The 15,444-nt window shown below is 41.2% G+C and carries 13 protein-coding genes; 5 read left to right on the top strand and 8 right to left on the bottom strand.

The genetic code is table 11. The annotated features are described in order from the left end of the window. Positions 1–230 precede the first annotated feature (230 nt). Positions 231–1,007 carry a 3D domain-containing protein gene (locus ACYX4O_RS17040; RefSeq protein ID WP_476352507.1) on the top strand — a complete coding sequence of 259 codons (777 nt, stop codon included), beginning with the start codon at positions 231–233 and terminating at the stop codon, positions 1,005–1,007. Between the two features lie 350 nt (positions 1,008–1,357). Here the strand turns inward: ACYX4O_RS17040 and coaA are convergent, their stop codons facing one another. After that, positions 1,358–2,293, bottom strand: coding sequence for a type I pantothenate kinase (gene coaA / locus ACYX4O_RS17045; protein ID WP_476352509.1), 936 nt, complete (start codon positions 2,291–2,293; stop codon positions 1,358–1,360). A 162-nt stretch (positions 2,294–2,455) separates the two neighbouring features. Continuing rightward, positions 2,456–3,361, bottom strand: a complete 906-nt coding sequence (locus ACYX4O_RS17050) for a TIGR01777 family oxidoreductase (RefSeq protein ID WP_476352511.1) — start codon at positions 3,359–3,361, stop codon at positions 2,456–2,458. Between the two features lie 63 nt (positions 3,362–3,424). Between ACYX4O_RS17050 and ACYX4O_RS17055 the strand changes: the two genes are divergently transcribed. Beyond that, entirely contained in the window at positions 3,425–4,360 is a 936-nt protein-coding gene (locus tag ACYX4O_RS17055) for a YndJ family protein (RefSeq protein ID WP_476352513.1), read from the top strand. Positions 4,361–4,439: 79 nt separating this feature from the next. On the opposite strand, the gene ACYX4O_RS17060 is transcribed toward ACYX4O_RS17055, so the two are convergent. Next, positions 4,440–5,855, bottom strand: a complete 1,416-nt coding sequence (locus ACYX4O_RS17060; RefSeq protein WP_476352515.1) for an alanine/glycine:cation symporter family protein — start codon at positions 5,853–5,855, stop codon at positions 4,440–4,442. Positions 5,856–6,372: 517 nt separating this feature from the next. Between ACYX4O_RS17060 and ACYX4O_RS17065 the strand changes: the two genes are divergently transcribed. The 3 genes from ACYX4O_RS17065 (at position 6,373) to alr (ending at position 10,162) form a co-directional block, all read left to right on the top strand. Beyond that, a complete protein-coding gene (locus tag ACYX4O_RS17065) occupies positions 6,373–7,611 on the top strand; it encodes a PucR family transcriptional regulator (RefSeq protein WP_476352517.1) in 1,239 nt (412 codons plus the stop codon). Between the two features lie 122 nt (positions 7,612–7,733). After that, a complete protein-coding gene (ald, locus tag ACYX4O_RS17070) occupies positions 7,734–8,864 on the top strand; it encodes an alanine dehydrogenase (RefSeq protein ID WP_476352519.1) in 1,131 nt (376 codons plus the stop codon). Between the two features lie 134 nt (positions 8,865–8,998). Beyond that, complete coding sequence (gene alr / locus ACYX4O_RS17075; protein ID WP_476352520.1) at positions 8,999–10,162, top strand: alanine racemase; 1,164 nt, start codon at positions 8,999–9,001, stop codon at positions 10,160–10,162. A 103-nt stretch (positions 10,163–10,265) separates the two neighbouring features. On the opposite strand, the gene ACYX4O_RS17080 is transcribed toward alr, so the two are convergent. From ACYX4O_RS17080 to ACYX4O_RS17100, 5 genes are all read right to left on the bottom strand, one after another. Continuing rightward, positions 10,266–10,841, bottom strand: coding sequence for a thioredoxin family protein (locus ACYX4O_RS17080; protein WP_476352522.1), 576 nt, complete (start codon positions 10,839–10,841; stop codon positions 10,266–10,268). Between the two features lie 10 nt (positions 10,842–10,851). Then, on the bottom strand, positions 10,852–11,601 hold the full coding sequence (locus ACYX4O_RS17085) for a (S)-benzoin forming benzil reductase (RefSeq protein ID WP_476352524.1): 750 nt from the start codon (positions 11,599–11,601) through the stop codon (positions 10,852–10,854). Between the two features lie 91 nt (positions 11,602–11,692). Then, positions 11,693–13,621: an endonuclease MutS2 gene (locus ACYX4O_RS17090; RefSeq protein ID WP_476352526.1), complete on the bottom strand. Its 1,929-nt coding sequence runs from the start codon at positions 13,619–13,621 to the stop codon at positions 11,693–11,695. Positions 13,622–14,191: 570 nt separating this feature from the next. After that, positions 14,192–14,410 carry an aspartyl-phosphate phosphatase Spo0E family protein gene (locus ACYX4O_RS17095; protein ID WP_476352528.1) on the bottom strand — a complete coding sequence of 73 codons (219 nt, stop codon included), beginning with the start codon at positions 14,408–14,410 and terminating at the stop codon, positions 14,192–14,194. A gap of 265 nt (positions 14,411–14,675) precedes the next feature. Continuing rightward, positions 14,676–15,293, bottom strand: coding sequence for a YdcF family protein (locus tag ACYX4O_RS17100; protein WP_476352530.1), 618 nt, complete (start codon positions 15,291–15,293; stop codon positions 14,676–14,678). Between the last annotated feature and the right edge of the window lie 151 nt (positions 15,294–15,444).

Raw genomic sequence — 15,444 nt, forward strand, 5'->3', positions numbered from 1 at the left:
ATTGCAAAAAAATAGAGAAAAGGACCCTCTGAAAGGATCCTTTTCTCTATTTTCCCGACATTGTAAAATCCATGTAATCTCCTTGTTAGAATTGCAATCACATTGTTGTCATTCTGTTGTTGGGCTTTTCCTCTGAGCTTGTTATAGTAGTCCATAGAGTTAAGTCGTTACTCAATAAACCGCGAATTTCAACAGCTTATGGCTATTGTAATTCCTAGGAGGTCAACAAGATGAAAAAACTATTTCTATCCCTAGCTGCTGTAGCAACGATTTCTACAACAACAGCGATCACAGCAAGCGCAGAAGAAGTAGACGTCAAGAGCGGCGACACATTATGGGGTATCTCTCAGGATTACGATGTGTCCGTTGAACAAATAAAACAACAAAATAACCTAACATCTAATTTAATCTTCCCGAACCAAAAACTAACAGTAAACCGCAACGGAGACACTGAAGTTGCTCACACATCAACAACTGACAGTAGTGTGTATACAATCCAACCTGGCGATACGCTATTCGCCATCGGTCAACAATATAATGTAAGCGTGAATGAGCTAAAGCAATGGAATAACCTAAGCTCAAATATGATTTATTCTGGAGATACCCTGAACGTAAATGGGTCAAACGTAGCAACAAAAGAAAAATCAACGGTAGCAAGCACTCAACCTGCACAACCTAAAACAGAAGAAAAACAAGTTCAAACACAGCAACAAGAACAACAGACAATTACAATGGAATCAACAGCCTATACAGCAAACTGCACGGGTTGCTCTGGTATCACAAGAACAGGCATCAACCTTCTTGAAAACCCAGACCGCAAAGTAATTGCAGTAGACCCTAACGTAATCCCACTAGGCACTGAAGTATATGTAGAAGGATACGGAAAAGCAGTAGCAGGTGACATCGGCGGAGACATCCAAGGAAACAGAATCGACGTCTTCATCCCTTCTCAATCCGAAGCACTAAACTGGGGCCGTAAATCAGTAGACGTAACAATCTTAGACTAATCCCTTCCCTAAAAAAATGATACAAGCCCAAAGCTGAATGCAGCTTTGGGCTTTTTTATTTGTCGGGATGAGTTTTCTAGATAAAGTGTATCCTCAGTCCGTTCTCCTACATAAAACAAGGGCTGGCTGGGGGACTGCGAGACTCCCGCGGAATAAAGAGCCTAGGCAAGACCCCACAGAGAGCGAAGCGATCGAGGAGGCTTGCCAGCTCTCCGCAGGAAAGCGAGTTGCCCCCCAGCCAGCCCTAGCCCACATACGGTAACGGACCCTCACCGCTCTCAACAACACAACGCCCCCACCCACAAAAAAAGCGCAAAATCGCCCAAACGATTTTGCACCTTTTTATAAAGTCATGCCTTCCTAAGCATAATCGAATCAATTAAATGATCACGATCCTTATGCAGAATAAGATCCGCTCTATTACGTGTTGGCTGAATATTTTCGTGAAGATTCTTTAAGTTAATCCGTCGCCAAATGTCTTCTGCCATGGCAATGGCTTCATCATTAGATAAACCCGAGTAATTATGGAAATAAGAACGCTCATCTTGGAAGGCAGTATCTCTGAGTTTCATAAAACGTTCTGTATACCATTTCAATAAATCGTCTTCATTTGCGTCTACATAAATACTAAAGTCAAAGAAATCAGAAACGTATGTACCAGGGTCTGCACCTCGCGTTTTCGGAGTTTGCAATACATTGACTCCTTCTACTATAACAATATCTGGTTGGTCTAATACTTGAACTTCATCTGGTAAAATATTATACGTTAAATGTGAATAGACAGGCGCTTCTATATCAGGGCGCCCTGATTTCAAATCTGCCAAGACATCTATTAATTTCTTGATATCATAACTCTCAGGAAACCCTTTTCGGTTCATGATCCCCTTTTCTTCTAATACTTCATTCGGGTATAAGAAGCCATCTGTAGTTAAGATCTCTACACTAGGATGTTCATCCCACTCAGAGAGCAGTTCACGCATAATCCTTGAGATCGTACTTTTTCCAACAGCCACACTCCCTGCGACACCAATAATAAACGGAACTTGTTTCGTTTTTTGGCCCATGAAACGGTCTGTTACCGAATGAAGCTCATGGGAAGCTTTCGTATATAAATTGAGCAATCTACTTAATGGAAGATAGACATTTGAGACTTCTTCTATATCAAGCTTTTCATTAATCCCTTTTACATTTTCAATTTGTATGGGAGACAGAGTCATCGGTACATTAGCACGAAGCTTCGCCCATTCGTTTTTTTGGAACATCCAATACGGTGAATAACTACTCATACTGTTTCACATACCTTTGTCTACATTTTAAGAATTACATTATTCATAATTTACCACAGCGTTACGAATTGTACCACCACATCGAATTATGTCGAGCTCATCGTTCTCTCTTCTAGCAAGCCTCAAACCCTTGATACGTAAGCATTCTAGCAGGGTAAAAAATTATTCCAGAAGATTTGACAGCGCTTTCCTAGTTGTAGGATATTTAAAGGAAAAGGTAGAGTGTAAAAGGCGTTCAGGAAGGACCTTGCTTCCCTCTATTACAATAATGCTCTTTTCCCCCAGAGCAACTTTTAACATCCCTTCTGTTAAAGGAAACCAGTATGGTCGACTCGTCACAGAAGCGATTGTGCGACCCAACTCATCCATTGTAACAGGATGAGGAGAAGTTAAATTTACAGGTCCTGAGATTGTGTGATCATCAATTAAATAATCAATAATACGAACGAGGTCCTCAAAATGAATCCAGGAAACATACTGACTCCCTGAAGCAACCTTTCCCCCAGCCCATAAGCGGTAAGGAATGAGCAGCTTTGATAACGCTCCCTCTCGGGGATGAAGAACGATCCCAATACGCGCAATAACCTTTCGGATACCGGGGTGGTTTAAGTGATGAAGAGTATTCTCCCAAACATCACACACTTCACTCGGAAAACTATTAATTAATGATAGACTTCGGTCTGTAAACTCTTCATTCTCTGAATAGCCATAATAGCCGATGGCTGAGCCTTGAATAAAGACCTCAGGTTTGTCATCAAGGTGGTTCACAATTTCAATCATTCGCTTTGTTGCGTTTATACGACTGTAGAGAATCCTCTCTTTCTTCTCGCTTGACCATCGACCTTGATCAATCGGATCCCCTGCTAAGTTAATAACGACGTCTACTCTTTGATTTGATAAGTAGTCGATTTCGTTTTTTTGATCACTAAGCCATTGTATGTATTCTGTTTGATCCTCTTTTCTTGTGCTTCCACGTGTAAGGATAAACAGTTTGTGTCCTTTCTCTTCGAAATGATTGACAATATGACGACCTATGAACCCTGTGCCCCCACTAATTAATATATTCAACCTCTCTCCCTCTCTTCTTTTCCCATAGTGACTTTTCATTTAAGATTTACATGAGGTGATTCTATGATAGAGAAAAAACACTCTCTATTCGGTTTTATAATTTTTATTGTTTTCATAGTCTTACAGATGTCTCTTACCAGTATCCATACGGAACAATATGTACAACTATTACTTGTGTTTGCTTACGGAACACTTATCCCTTTGATGCTTGCTCTTGCTAAAACAGAGCATACAAACCTTTACAGCATCTTGCTCAATATTCATCCGATTAGCTTTGTATTGGCTTGTATTAGTTTTTTATTAGAAAGGGGCTCTTTATCTTTCATCCTATCACTTCCTTGGTTTGGATTCACGGCATTCATTACAATTTACGGACTTGTTTCCCTTTTCAAAGCAAAAGCATGGCAATCGATGCAAGACCTTCTTATCCATGCAGGTATGATCTATATCGTCATCGGTGGAGGATGGCTTTCGTTACATAGGTTAAATATAGACATTCTACATTTTCAAGATATCCTTATTTTATTGACGTCTATCCACTTTCACTATGCAGCATTTATTACTATTATATCGTTTGGTTTAATTGGGAGGTTGATTCGACCTGAGCAACACTTAGTGAGAAGAATTTATAACGGGCTGGGAGGCTTTTTACTCGTAGGTCCGATCTTTGTAGCCACCGGGATTACATTTTCTCCTGTGTCCCCTCTAATTGAATTCTTGTCGGTGGTTGAATTTGTGGTACCTATAGCTCTATTTGCACTCTTAAGTCTTGTTTTCATCGTACCTAATGTTGAGGAGCCTAAAGCGAAAGTTTTTTTCATGATCGCTTTCTTTTCCCTTTTTATATCCATGAGCTTTGCTTTCCTATATGGCTATGGACATATCAGTACCATTTCAGTACTCGATATTCCCCTTATGGTTTTTGTACACGGATTCGTTAATAGCTTTGGTTTTTCATTATTTATGGTCCTAGGTTTCTGGCATGAGACAATGACATAAAAAAGTAACCTGCCAAAGCGGCAGGTTACTTTTATAAAACTTGATTTATAGGAACTTTAATAAACTCCATTGTATAAGACTAGCTCGCTTTTCGATAAGCGTTACGGTTCTTATGCAAATAGTCATTAAAGTACGAATTCGTTTCCCTCACAATCACTTTATATAGAAGCAATAAAGCGATTAAGTTTGGAATCATCATAAGCGCATTCGCCATATTGGCAAATGCCCACACAAGATCAAGCTGCATCACAGCGCCCATAAAGGTAGCTGTAATATAGATAAAACGATACGGAATAATATAACGAAGGCCTAGCAAGTATTCGAAACATTTCTCTCCATACATATACCAACCAACAATTGTAGAGAAACCAAAAAAGATAACTGAGAAAGCTACAATGTACTCTCCAATTGCTCCTAAGGCATGTCCAAAGGCTGCACTTGTTAAAGCACCACCATCTAGGTCAGCAGCATGCTCTACGCCTGAGATAGCGCCGCCAGAAGGATCCCAAAATCCTGTCATTATAAGCACTAGACCCGTCATTGTACAAACAATAATCGTTACGATAAAGGTTCCTGTCATCGCTACTAATGCCTGCTTAACTGGATGATCTGTCTTTGCGTTTCCGGCAATCAGAGCAGCAGTACCAAGACCTGCTTCATTAGAGAAGATCCCTCGTGAAACCCCGCTTCGAACCGCTTCCATCACAACCACTCCTGCAAAACCTCCAGCTGCTGACACAGGGCTAAAGGCGTAGTTGAAGATCATCTCAAACGACGGCAAGATCGCTTCATAATTCATGATAATAATTAGTAAGGAGCCCCCTATGTAAAGAAAGGCCATAACTGGAACAAAGAAGCCAGCCACCGTACTAATTCTCTGAATACCACCAAAAATAATCAGACCCGTTAATACAGCCAGAACAGCTCCTGTTACCCAACCATTTATATGAAAACTCTCATCCATTACATCTGATATGGTATTGGATTGAACACTATTCCCAATTCCTAGCGCTGCAAAAGCACCAAAGAAAGCAAATGCAATTGCAAGCCCTTTCCACTTCTTCCCAAGACCACGTTCTACATAATACATTGGACCTCCGGAATACTCTCCGTTCTCATTTTTCACACGGTACTTCATAGCTAGCAAGGCCTCTGCATATTTTGTTGCCATCCCTAGTAGTCCTACAATCCACATCCAAAAAATAGCCCCAGGACCTCCAAGCGTTAAAGCCGTTGCGACCCCGGCAATATTTCCGTTCCCAATAGTAGCGGACAAAGCCGTCATTAGCGTCTTGAAGTTGCTGATGTCCCCCTCAGCATCGGATGAAGATTCTGACTTTTCTTCTTTCGTAAAAGCCAGTTTAAATGCATACATTAGCTTCCTAAACTGTAACCCTCTTAACATGATCGTTAGGAATAAACCTGTCCCAAATAAGAGAATTAAGCTAGGCGTTCCCCATAGTACGTCGTTGATTTGATTTAATACGTCTAACATCATTTACCCCCTGCTCTCGATGTATCCTTTTGTGAGTTTTGGGTCTTAACATTCTCCCATTATATACTTTATCACTCAATTTTGAAGAGGTATTTGTGAAATCATAAAATTTTAAGCGCTTTCAATTGTTGAAAACAACAACCCGATTGAGTAAGCTTTAGGAAATACCACAAATTCTTATAGATTTTCCATAAGGATGTACCTTAAAATGTACCAGGGAGACTTTCTTATTTACTAAATCATTATCGTATGTAGACCAGAGTTGTGTATTCTCTGCTATACTCAAGCAGCTGGGCCGTTATACAAATATAGCCAGGGGTGACTGGGGAATGGGGAGACTCCTGCGGGAGAAAGAGGTCGACGAGACCCCGCAGGGCGGTTTCCCCGAGGAGGCTCGACAGATCGCCCGCGGAAAGCGAGCCATTCCCCAGACACCCCAAGCATTCATCAAACGTAACGGCCTTATTTTAACTAAATATTAGATACAGAGCTTAAACAGAAAGAAGGTGAGGTTGCCTTGGAAACACATTACGGGAGCCAAGAACCATTTAAAGGACCATTCCGCTCATTAGAAGAACTGGCTGATCGCATTAGCGATCTGTTGCATTGTCCAGTTACAATAGAAGATTCTAATCACCGCATATTGGCGTATAGCACTCACGATGAAAACGTTGACCCAGCCAGAATTGCAACGATTATGAGAAGAAAAGTTCCAGAGAACGTTATTAAAACGCTATGGAAGAACGGAGTCATCCCGCAATTATTTGAAAGCGAAGAGCCTGTTATCATTCCAGCTATTGAAGAAGTTGGATTAGGGAAGCGCGTAGCCATATCCGTACGAAAAAACAACGAAATTCTTGGGTTTATTTGGGCTCAAGTGCCTTGGGATGTAACCGACGAAGACCTCAACCTCTTTAAAAAAGCTGCTAAAGTGGTTAAAAACCAAATGCTACAGCTTCAAATTAAAAAGAGAAAATCAGAAGAAGATCATAAAGAATTCTTCTGGCAACTACTCACGGAGCACTTGAGTGACCTTGAAACGATTCAAAGTCAGGCACGCAAATATCATATCCAATTAGACGGTTCCTTAGCGATTGTCGTTTTTGAATTTGAAGAAGATATCCATCAGTCACTCGAACGGCATATCCACTACTATATTGAGGCTTCGAGACAAGTCGAAATCGTATGCAGCGCGATTGACTCAAATCAACTCATTCTTCTCGTTCGCCCACAAACGAGTGAGGCACCTGGGAAAGAAATTAATGACTTTGTGCGTACCTTTGTAGAGAAAATACAAGACAGAGTGAATGTAGAGTTCCTAAAAGGAGCGGCGGGTACATTGTACAAAAACCCTGTCCACATCCAAGACAGTTATAAAGAAGCGCTACATGTTCTATCCATTAAGGATCGCTTCCCTAATGAAGTTGAAGGCATTTACAGCTATCAGAAGCTCGGGATTTATCAATTTATTGATTCCTTATACGAAAAGCGAATACGTGATCATTACACCAATCAATACATTGAAACCTTGCGCGAGTATGACCAGAAGCATCGAACAGACCTACTTGAGACCGTTAGCGAATTCTTGAGATGCGATAGTAACGTGAATGAAGCAGCGAAAGCTCTGCACGTTCACGCCAACACCCTAAACTATCGGTTAAAGAGAGTTACGAATCTAACAGGATTGAATTTTAAAGATCCGAACCAAAAAATTACGCTTTACCTGGATTTAATGATTGAACGCCTGAAACAATAAGGGTCTTGTTGATTTCTACAAAAGATGATTCTGACTTTTTCTGTTTTACACAATGCAATTCATTCATCCCCCCTCTATAATCGAAAGTACAAAATCGATTACACACAAAGGGGATGAGGGAATTGTTCATCGGGATTCCAAAAGAGATAAAAAATAACGAAAATCGGGTTGCAATCACACCTGCTGGGGTTTTAAATCTTGTAAATGCAGGTCATCATGTATTTGTTGAAACGACTGCCGGTATTGGAAGCGGTTTCGAAGATCAGGACTACAAAGATGCCGGAGCGACCATTGTAAGTGCAGCAGCTGAAGCGTGGGAGAAGGAAATGGTCATGAAGGTAAAAGAGCCACTGCCTTCTGAATATGGCTACTTCCGCGAAGGCTTGATCTTATTTACGTACTTGCACCTTGCAGCCGAGCCTGAGTTAGCACAAGCATTAACTGAAAAAGGCGTCACTTCTCTTGCATATGAAACGGTTGAAACAAACCGGACACTACCACTCCTAACACCAATGAGTGAAGTAGCTGGACGTATGTCAGCTCAAATCGGTGCTCAGTTCCTTGAAAAACCAAAAGGTGGCCTTGGCGTTCTACTTGGGGGCGTACCAGGCGTTAAGCGCGGGAAAGTTACCATCATAGGCGGTGGTGTCGTAGGTACTAACGCAGCTAAGATTGCGGTTGGACTTGGTGCTGACGTCACGATGATCGACCTTAGCCCTGAGCGTCTGCGCCAGCTTGATGATATATTTGGAAACGAAATTAACACAATGATGTCAAATCCTCTAAACATCGCTGAAGCCGTGAAAGAATCTGACCTAGTCATCGGAGCTGTTCTAATTCCAGGAGCGAAAGCACCGAAACTTGTTACAGAGGATATGGTAAAAGAAATGAAACAAGGTGCTGTCTTAGTAGACGTAGCCATTGACCAGGGTGGTATTATTGAAACAGTGGACCATATTACAACGCACGATGATCCTACGTACGTGAAGCACGGCGTTGTACATTATGCAGTTGCGAATATGCCAGGAGCTGTTCCGCGTACTTCTACAATCGCCTTAACGAACGTAACAATTCCATATGCTCTTCAGATTGCTAACAAAGGTGTTACGAAAGCGATTGAAGACAACCAGGCTTTACAGAAAGGCTTAAATACAGCAAATGGACACGTCACGTATGAAGCTGTTGCCAAGGACCTTGGATATGCATACACACCAGCTCATGAAGCATTAAACGCTGTTTTCTTTACAAACTAATACAGTCTAGTAACCGGTGCCTTTCTATGAAGGGCACCTTTTCCATGCATAAAGCTGTGGATGCCCTAAGTAGGCATCCTCTTTTTATGCCCTAAACAAAATAATTACTTCAACTAAGAAAGATCGGTGATCCTATGATTAATCCACACAGTTACCGAGACACTTGGGCAGATATTTCACTGGATGCCCTTTCTCACAACGTACATGCATTTAAGAACCACACAAATCCTGCTTGCCGCTTAATGGCTGTTGTAAAAGCGGATGGTTATGGACACGGAGCTGTAGAAATTGCACAGACCGCTATCGAGGCTGGAGCAGACTGGCTAGGGGTTGCTTTCGTTGACGAAGGGATTGAACTTAGAAAAGCTGGCATTCATAAACCGATCCTACTATTAGGCTATACTCCGCCCCGGTCCATTGAAGCGGCCGTCATTCACGATTTAACGATCACTGTCTTTACGCACGACGTACTCAACCAAGTCGAAGCAGCAGCAAAACGGATGAATAAGACGCCTAAAGTTCATATAAAAATAAATTCTGGTATGAATCGAATAGGGATTTCCACATCAACAGAAGCCCTTCAACTTGCAAAGGCTATAGATCAATCTTCTTTAGTGGAACTTGAAGGAATCTTTACTCATTTTGCAGACGCAGATAATGAGGACCCAACCTATACATTCGGGCAATTTGAATATTTTCAAACCATTGTCGACCATATTGAAGAAAATGAGATCTATATTCCGATTAAACATTGCGCAAATAGCGCTACAACGATTGCCTATAGAAACATGCATTTAAATATGGTTCGGGTTGGAGTTAGCTTATACGGATTCTATCCCTCCCCTCATCTAAAAGAATGGATCGATCTTACACCTGTTATGACATTGAAGACAAAAGTAGCGTCTGTGAACAAACTAGAAGCCGGTACACCAGTTAGTTATGGGCTCACGTTCAAGACAGAAAGACCATCATCCGTTGCCACGCTGCCTATCGGATATGCAGATGGACTTCCAAGACTCCTCTCCAACCAAGGAACGATGTCTGTTCACCGCCATCTCGTTCCCATTGTCGGGAATATATGCATGGATCAGACGATGATCGATGTTACTGGAACGGGAAAAGTGTTACCCGATGATGAAGTAATTGTATTCGGCGATGGAGACAAAGGCTTTCCAACAGCAGATGAAATAGCTAAATTAACAGGAACGATTCACTATGAAATTACGTGTTCAATTGGTAAACGAGTGCCTCGGATTTATCAGGCTGCTCAGACGAAAATCCGATATAATATGTTATAGAGAACGATTGATCTATACGTCTTTTAAGAGATATTTCGAACAGTCTTAAAGCTAAAAAGCCCTGAGTTTATTAAACTCAGGGCTTTAGTTTATATAGCAATCATTATTTTGTTTTTATTTCTAATGAGGATAAAGTTTCCTTTAAACTTTTGTACACTTCTTGCCAGAATTCTTCATTTTCCCGATATGCTTTTGTGAGGAAAAGAATCATTTCTCTTTGCTTCTCTTCAAAACTAGGGTGATCCTTGTCCGGCATATTCTCGCGCGCCTCATCAACAACCTCTTGGATTTTTGGAGCACGAGGACCCCACACTGCTTCTTCTTCTCCATCTTCATTCATAAAGATGAAGATAGGAATAGAGCGAGAGGAACCGTTTGTTAGGTATTGATCCATAAGCTCTGAATTCTCATCCCTCTTTAAGAAACGAACATCCATGCGGGATGCTTCTGATAGTTTCAATAGAATCGGGATGTTCATCATCGCATCCCCACACCAGTCTTCTGTCAGCACAATAACGCGGAGCTGTTTAACTTTAAGATCATCAAAAAATTGTTGATCTTCTGGTAATTGGTAGGATTGATACACATTCATGAAGTTTTCTTGGTGTTTCTCCATTGCGTTTACATATTCACGGGGAGGCATCCCCTTCTCAAACCATTCTTCTAACTGCACGATCATTTCACCTCATTTAGTCTAATAACTGGTCTACTCGGTAAACCTCTCCACTTTCGAAGCCTTCATCAAGAAGCTTCATAAGGCCGCCTGCAACAACAGAAGTTGATCGAAGTTTGCCTTCTTCTTTTAACGCTTTAAATTTCTCCACATCAGCAAATGCTTCTTCTGAAGAAGAACGAATATCCGCTTGCATATCTGTATCCATAACTCCAGGGCTAAAGGCCACTGTTCTGTGCTTCATGCCTCGCTCTTTTTGTTCAAACGCAGTTGTTTCGGTAAAGTAATTCAGACCTGCTTTGGTGCCACCATAAGTGCTCCAGCCATATACAGGTCGATTAGCGGCGCCAGAGGTAATATTTATGATATCCACATGAATGGTTGCTAATTGTTCCACAACCAAGTTGGTTACTAACATGGGTGCGATTAAATTGATGTGAACGTGTTTGATGACCTGATCAGGATCTAGAGACCCTACACGATCAATAGGTTCAACTACTCCTGCATTGTTTACGACGTAGACTTTCTCTGGAGCTTGACCTTTTACTTCTTCTACAATCGAAGAGAACACCGTTTCTAGCTCCTCTTTAGAAGACAAGTCACACGCATAATGCTTATACGTCACTCCATTCTCTTCAGCTCGTTTTTCCAAGTTTTTATTATCCGAACGGGACACTCCAATAATGTGTGTGCCTCTTTCTATCATTTTCTCGGCAATAGACTCACCGAGCCCTTTCGAAACACCTGTGATTACAGCAATGTTCATCAAGATCCCTCCAAATAGCTATTCCTTTTCTCATTTTAGTATAGCGGACCCCTTAACCCATTCACAAAAGAAACGATCCGTAAACCTGAAATCACGTTTCATCCTCTTCATCGAGCGTTAACCCATCTACGTGTTTTCGATCTAATTGCTTACGAATCTTTCTGTATTCTTTAGATTTAAAAATGATATCAAAGTCATAATCCTCAGGATACAACTCTTCTGCCGGAATATGAAGCGCAATCCGCTTATGATTAACGGTCCGTTTCTCTCCTTTTACTTGGATCACGTAATTTCCTTTTCCATCAGGTCCTTTATAAACAATACCTGTCTCTTCAGTAGCAAGTACTGTAACATTATCCCCCATGTTGTAACGAGGAATCGTTTCTTCACGATGTGTTTTCTTTTTGGAAGTTTTTCTAGCATAGGCATTGGTTGTAATTTGCTTTTCCATCGTCTTAATATCAGCGTCCTCACGCATTTCATACTTTTTCTCTTCTTTATAAGAAATCTCGTGAGCTTTTTCAATGATTTCTGGATGCATACCAAGTTTTAAAGCAATTTCAAACGCCTGGCTTTTTCCCGTTGTTCCAAGGAGAAGGCGATACGTCGGACGAAGTGTTTCAAGGTCAAATTCCATTGAACCATTCAGGAAACCACTCCGTAATTCCGCAAAATCTTTCATCTCGTTGTAATGAGTTGTAGCTAACAGCATCGCACCTTTGTCATACAATTGATCCAGAATCGCTGTGGCGAGACCCATACCTTCCGTTGGATCCGTCCCAGATCCAAGTTCATCAAGCAAAACAAGGGTGTGATCGTTTGTCTCCTGCAGAATGTCAATAATATTCACTAGGCGAGAGCTGAAAGTACTTAGGTTTTCAGTAATACTTTGCCCATCACCTATGTCGACAAACAGTTGCTTGAAAATATGAAGGTTGGTTCCTTCCTGAGCCGGGATGTGTAACCCTGCTTGTGTCATTACCGTCAGTAGGCCTACTGTTTTAAGGGTGACCGTTTTCCCGCCTGTATTTGGGCCCGTAATGACAAGGGCATGGTAGTCTTCTCCAAGCGACATCGTGAGCGGAACAGGGTCATGAATGAGTGGGTGCGTGGCCTCACAGAGTTCGATTTTATAGTCCGTATTTAACCTCGCAGCTCGCCCCTCGATGCTCATACTATACTTCGCTTTCGCAAAGATGACGTCGTATTGATGCATCGTTTCCATAGCGATATGAAGAGTTCGATCCTGTTCTAACACTAGTGCTGTCAAATAGTATAAAATTTGCTCTACTTCCCTCTCTTCAGCTAGCCTTGTCATTTCGAGCTCTTCCTGCAATCGCGTGACTTCTTCTGGTTCTATAAAGACAGTGGCTCCAGAGGAAGAAGAATCTAGCACCGTCCCTTTAACTTTATTCCGGTAAGCTGCTTTGATCGGAAGAACGAAACGACCATTCTTCTCCGCAACTACATGTTCCTGCATATACGTGGATAGTTTTTTTGATTTAGCCAAACGGCCGATTCGATCTTTTATTTCAGCAAGCTGATTCTGCTTCTGTCTTCTAATTTTCAACAATTCTTTAGATGCGTAGTCATCCACTTGGCCATGGCGAAGACAACCTTGAATTTCCTGTTCAAGATCACTTAGGTCTTCAATAGACTCTGCGTATAACGCTACAGTAGGAGCAACGTACTGTTTGTCTTTCATAAACCTCTTCAACTTCCCACAATGATCAAGAAACGACTGCAGTTGTTGAAACTGATCTGGTCTTAAAAACATGCCTTTCTTAGCCTGATCCATCATACGACTCACATCATCTAGACTGTGAACAGGCACACTGCTGCTAATCTTCAAGATCTCCATCGCTTCATCTGTTTCCTCAAGCCATCTCTCAATTTGCTTCTGATTAAAAGAAGGTGTCAATGAGAGAAGTGTCTCTTTCCCTCTTTCCGTAAACGCAAACCGAGCTACCTCTTCTAAAATTGTATAAAAATCCAATACCTCAAACGTCTTCTGATTCAACTTCTATATCCTCCTTAACACGCCAGATGCGCTTTATCATACTAAAGGGTGTCTGGCACGCTTTATTCAAGTAAAGTGTTTTATATTAAAAAAAGCTGCAATGAATGTATCATTGCAGCAAACTTTCGATTCCATCATTCAATCGAGTGCAGACGTGTACAGAAAATAGAACAGGGCTATGACACACGTGTCATAGCCCTGGCGTACACCTTGCTAGTTATGCTATGATTCATTGTTCTTAACTACCAAAAAAGTGTATAGAAAAATAAACTTGCCTGTGTGCAAGCTTTTTCAAACCTTTTTGGTCCGTATTAAGTTAACGGTTAGTTAAGAACAACGACCTTCATAAAACATACTCCTTCAAGAGTGATTTCGATTGAATGATTTCTTCGCTTATATAATTACTGTATAGGATTCATACCCCACTGTCAAATCCCCTAAAACAAAAGTCGGTTTATCTTCTATCTTCAGATTATTGGGGGAACGTTAGCAAGTTTCATTACAGCTGTCTTTGTAGGAATGTTCATATAGTCTAAAAGTAAGCACATGCATTCATATGCATGTGCTTTCTCAATTTGAGGTCATTGCTTTTATGGCGTTCCACTTATTAAGTAACTGATCTAACTCTTGGCTTAATTGCAACGTATATTCGTCACTAAACCCACGTTGAAGCGCACTATCAACCATTTCCTTACGCTTCTTCTCGATTTCCATACCAATTAACTTTGGGGTTGATAAAGTTGCATTCAAGTTGTCCACTCCTAATGAAGGTTTGATTAGCATGTCCATTCTAGGATGTTTAAACTGAATTACGTGAACATTCGCACTAAAGATTTTTGTAATCTATTTATTTAAACTTTATTTTAATGCCCCTCTTACAAAAAGTAAATAGTCTGATGTCTAATTATGACAAGTGAATGCATATTCACTTCTATAGCCCTATAAACCTCACACACATTAACGCACGAAAGCGTGCCAGACACCCTTTACTACAGTAAGTGACTAAAGGGTGTCTGGCACGCTGTAGGTCTTTACATGGCTAAAGGGGAAGTGTTTAACGGTTTACTGGAACCCAGTCGTCTGGTTTCCATGTGTCAGGGATCACAAGACTGCCTTTATAAAGGAAATAAAATCCCCATTCTCTTAAAAAGAATGGAACCCGTGTTTCTAACGATTGATAGGCAGAGGTAGTGGTCGGAGATGCCTCGCTATCTAGGTTGATTTGGTTAGCAATTGCCATGGATCTCTTCATATGAAGAGGGTCACTGACTACTGTGTAATCTTCAAAGCCTTGCTCTTGTCCAATAAGTTTCGCGTTTATGATATTCCCTTCAGTAATCTTAGAGGTCATATCTACGAACGTATCTTGCTTAGGAACCCCCAACTCCACTGCATAATCACGAGCCACTTCTGATTCAGCAAAGGGTGCGCCCTCCCCTTTTCCACCTGTAAAGATGATATGATCTACATCTCCTTTTTTATATAGCTTAACTGCATGATTCACTCGCTCCCTTAAAACAGGTGAAGGCTTATCATGATAAGCTGCTGCCCCGAGTACAATAGCCGCATCTGTATTGTGCGTTTCTTCACCCTCAAATGTCCAGATGGAGTAACCGATATAGGCAACGTAAAGGACCACGATCCAGAATAGTAGTTTTAATAATCTTTTCAATGTTTGTTCCCCTTCTCACTAGCATTCTAGCATGTTTTAAGGGTATTACAGGTCTCTTCAATTCTGCAACCGTCCGAAAGTCATAAAGAGAAACGAGGGAGGTGAAATAGGAAATTCCACTCTAAAAATCTACCTCAAAAAAATATGGGAA

It is taken from the genome of Pontibacillus sp. ABV4_188, assembly GCF_056311905.1.

Bases quoted from the DNA above. Each gene is read 5' to 3' on its own strand.
- ACYX4O_RS17040 (WP_476352507.1), top strand. From the start codon at position 231: ATGAAAAAACTATTTCTATCCCTAGCTGCTGTAGCAACGATTTCTACA.
- coaA (WP_476352509.1), bottom strand. From the start codon at position 2,293: ATGAGTAGTTATTCACCGTATTGGATGTTCCAAAAAAACGAATGGGCG.
- ACYX4O_RS17055 (WP_476352513.1), top strand. From the start codon at position 3,425: ATGATAGAGAAAAAACACTCTCTATTCGGTTTTATAATTTTTATTGTT.
- ACYX4O_RS17060 (WP_476352515.1), bottom strand. From the start codon at position 5,855: ATGTTAGACGTATTAAATCAAATCAACGACGTACTATGGGGAACGCCT.
- alr (WP_476352520.1), top strand. From the start codon at position 8,999: ATGATTAATCCACACAGTTACCGAGACACTTGGGCAGATATTTCACTG.
- ACYX4O_RS17080 (WP_476352522.1), bottom strand. From the start codon at position 10,841: ATGATCGTGCAGTTAGAAGAATGGTTTGAGAAGGGGATGCCTCCCCGT.
- ACYX4O_RS17085 (WP_476352524.1), bottom strand. From the start codon at position 11,601: ATGAACATTGCTGTAATCACAGGTGTTTCGAAAGGGCTCGGTGAGTCT.
- ACYX4O_RS17095 (WP_476352528.1), bottom strand. From the start codon at position 14,410: ATGGACATGCTAATCAAACCTTCATTAGGAGTGGACAACTTGAATGCA.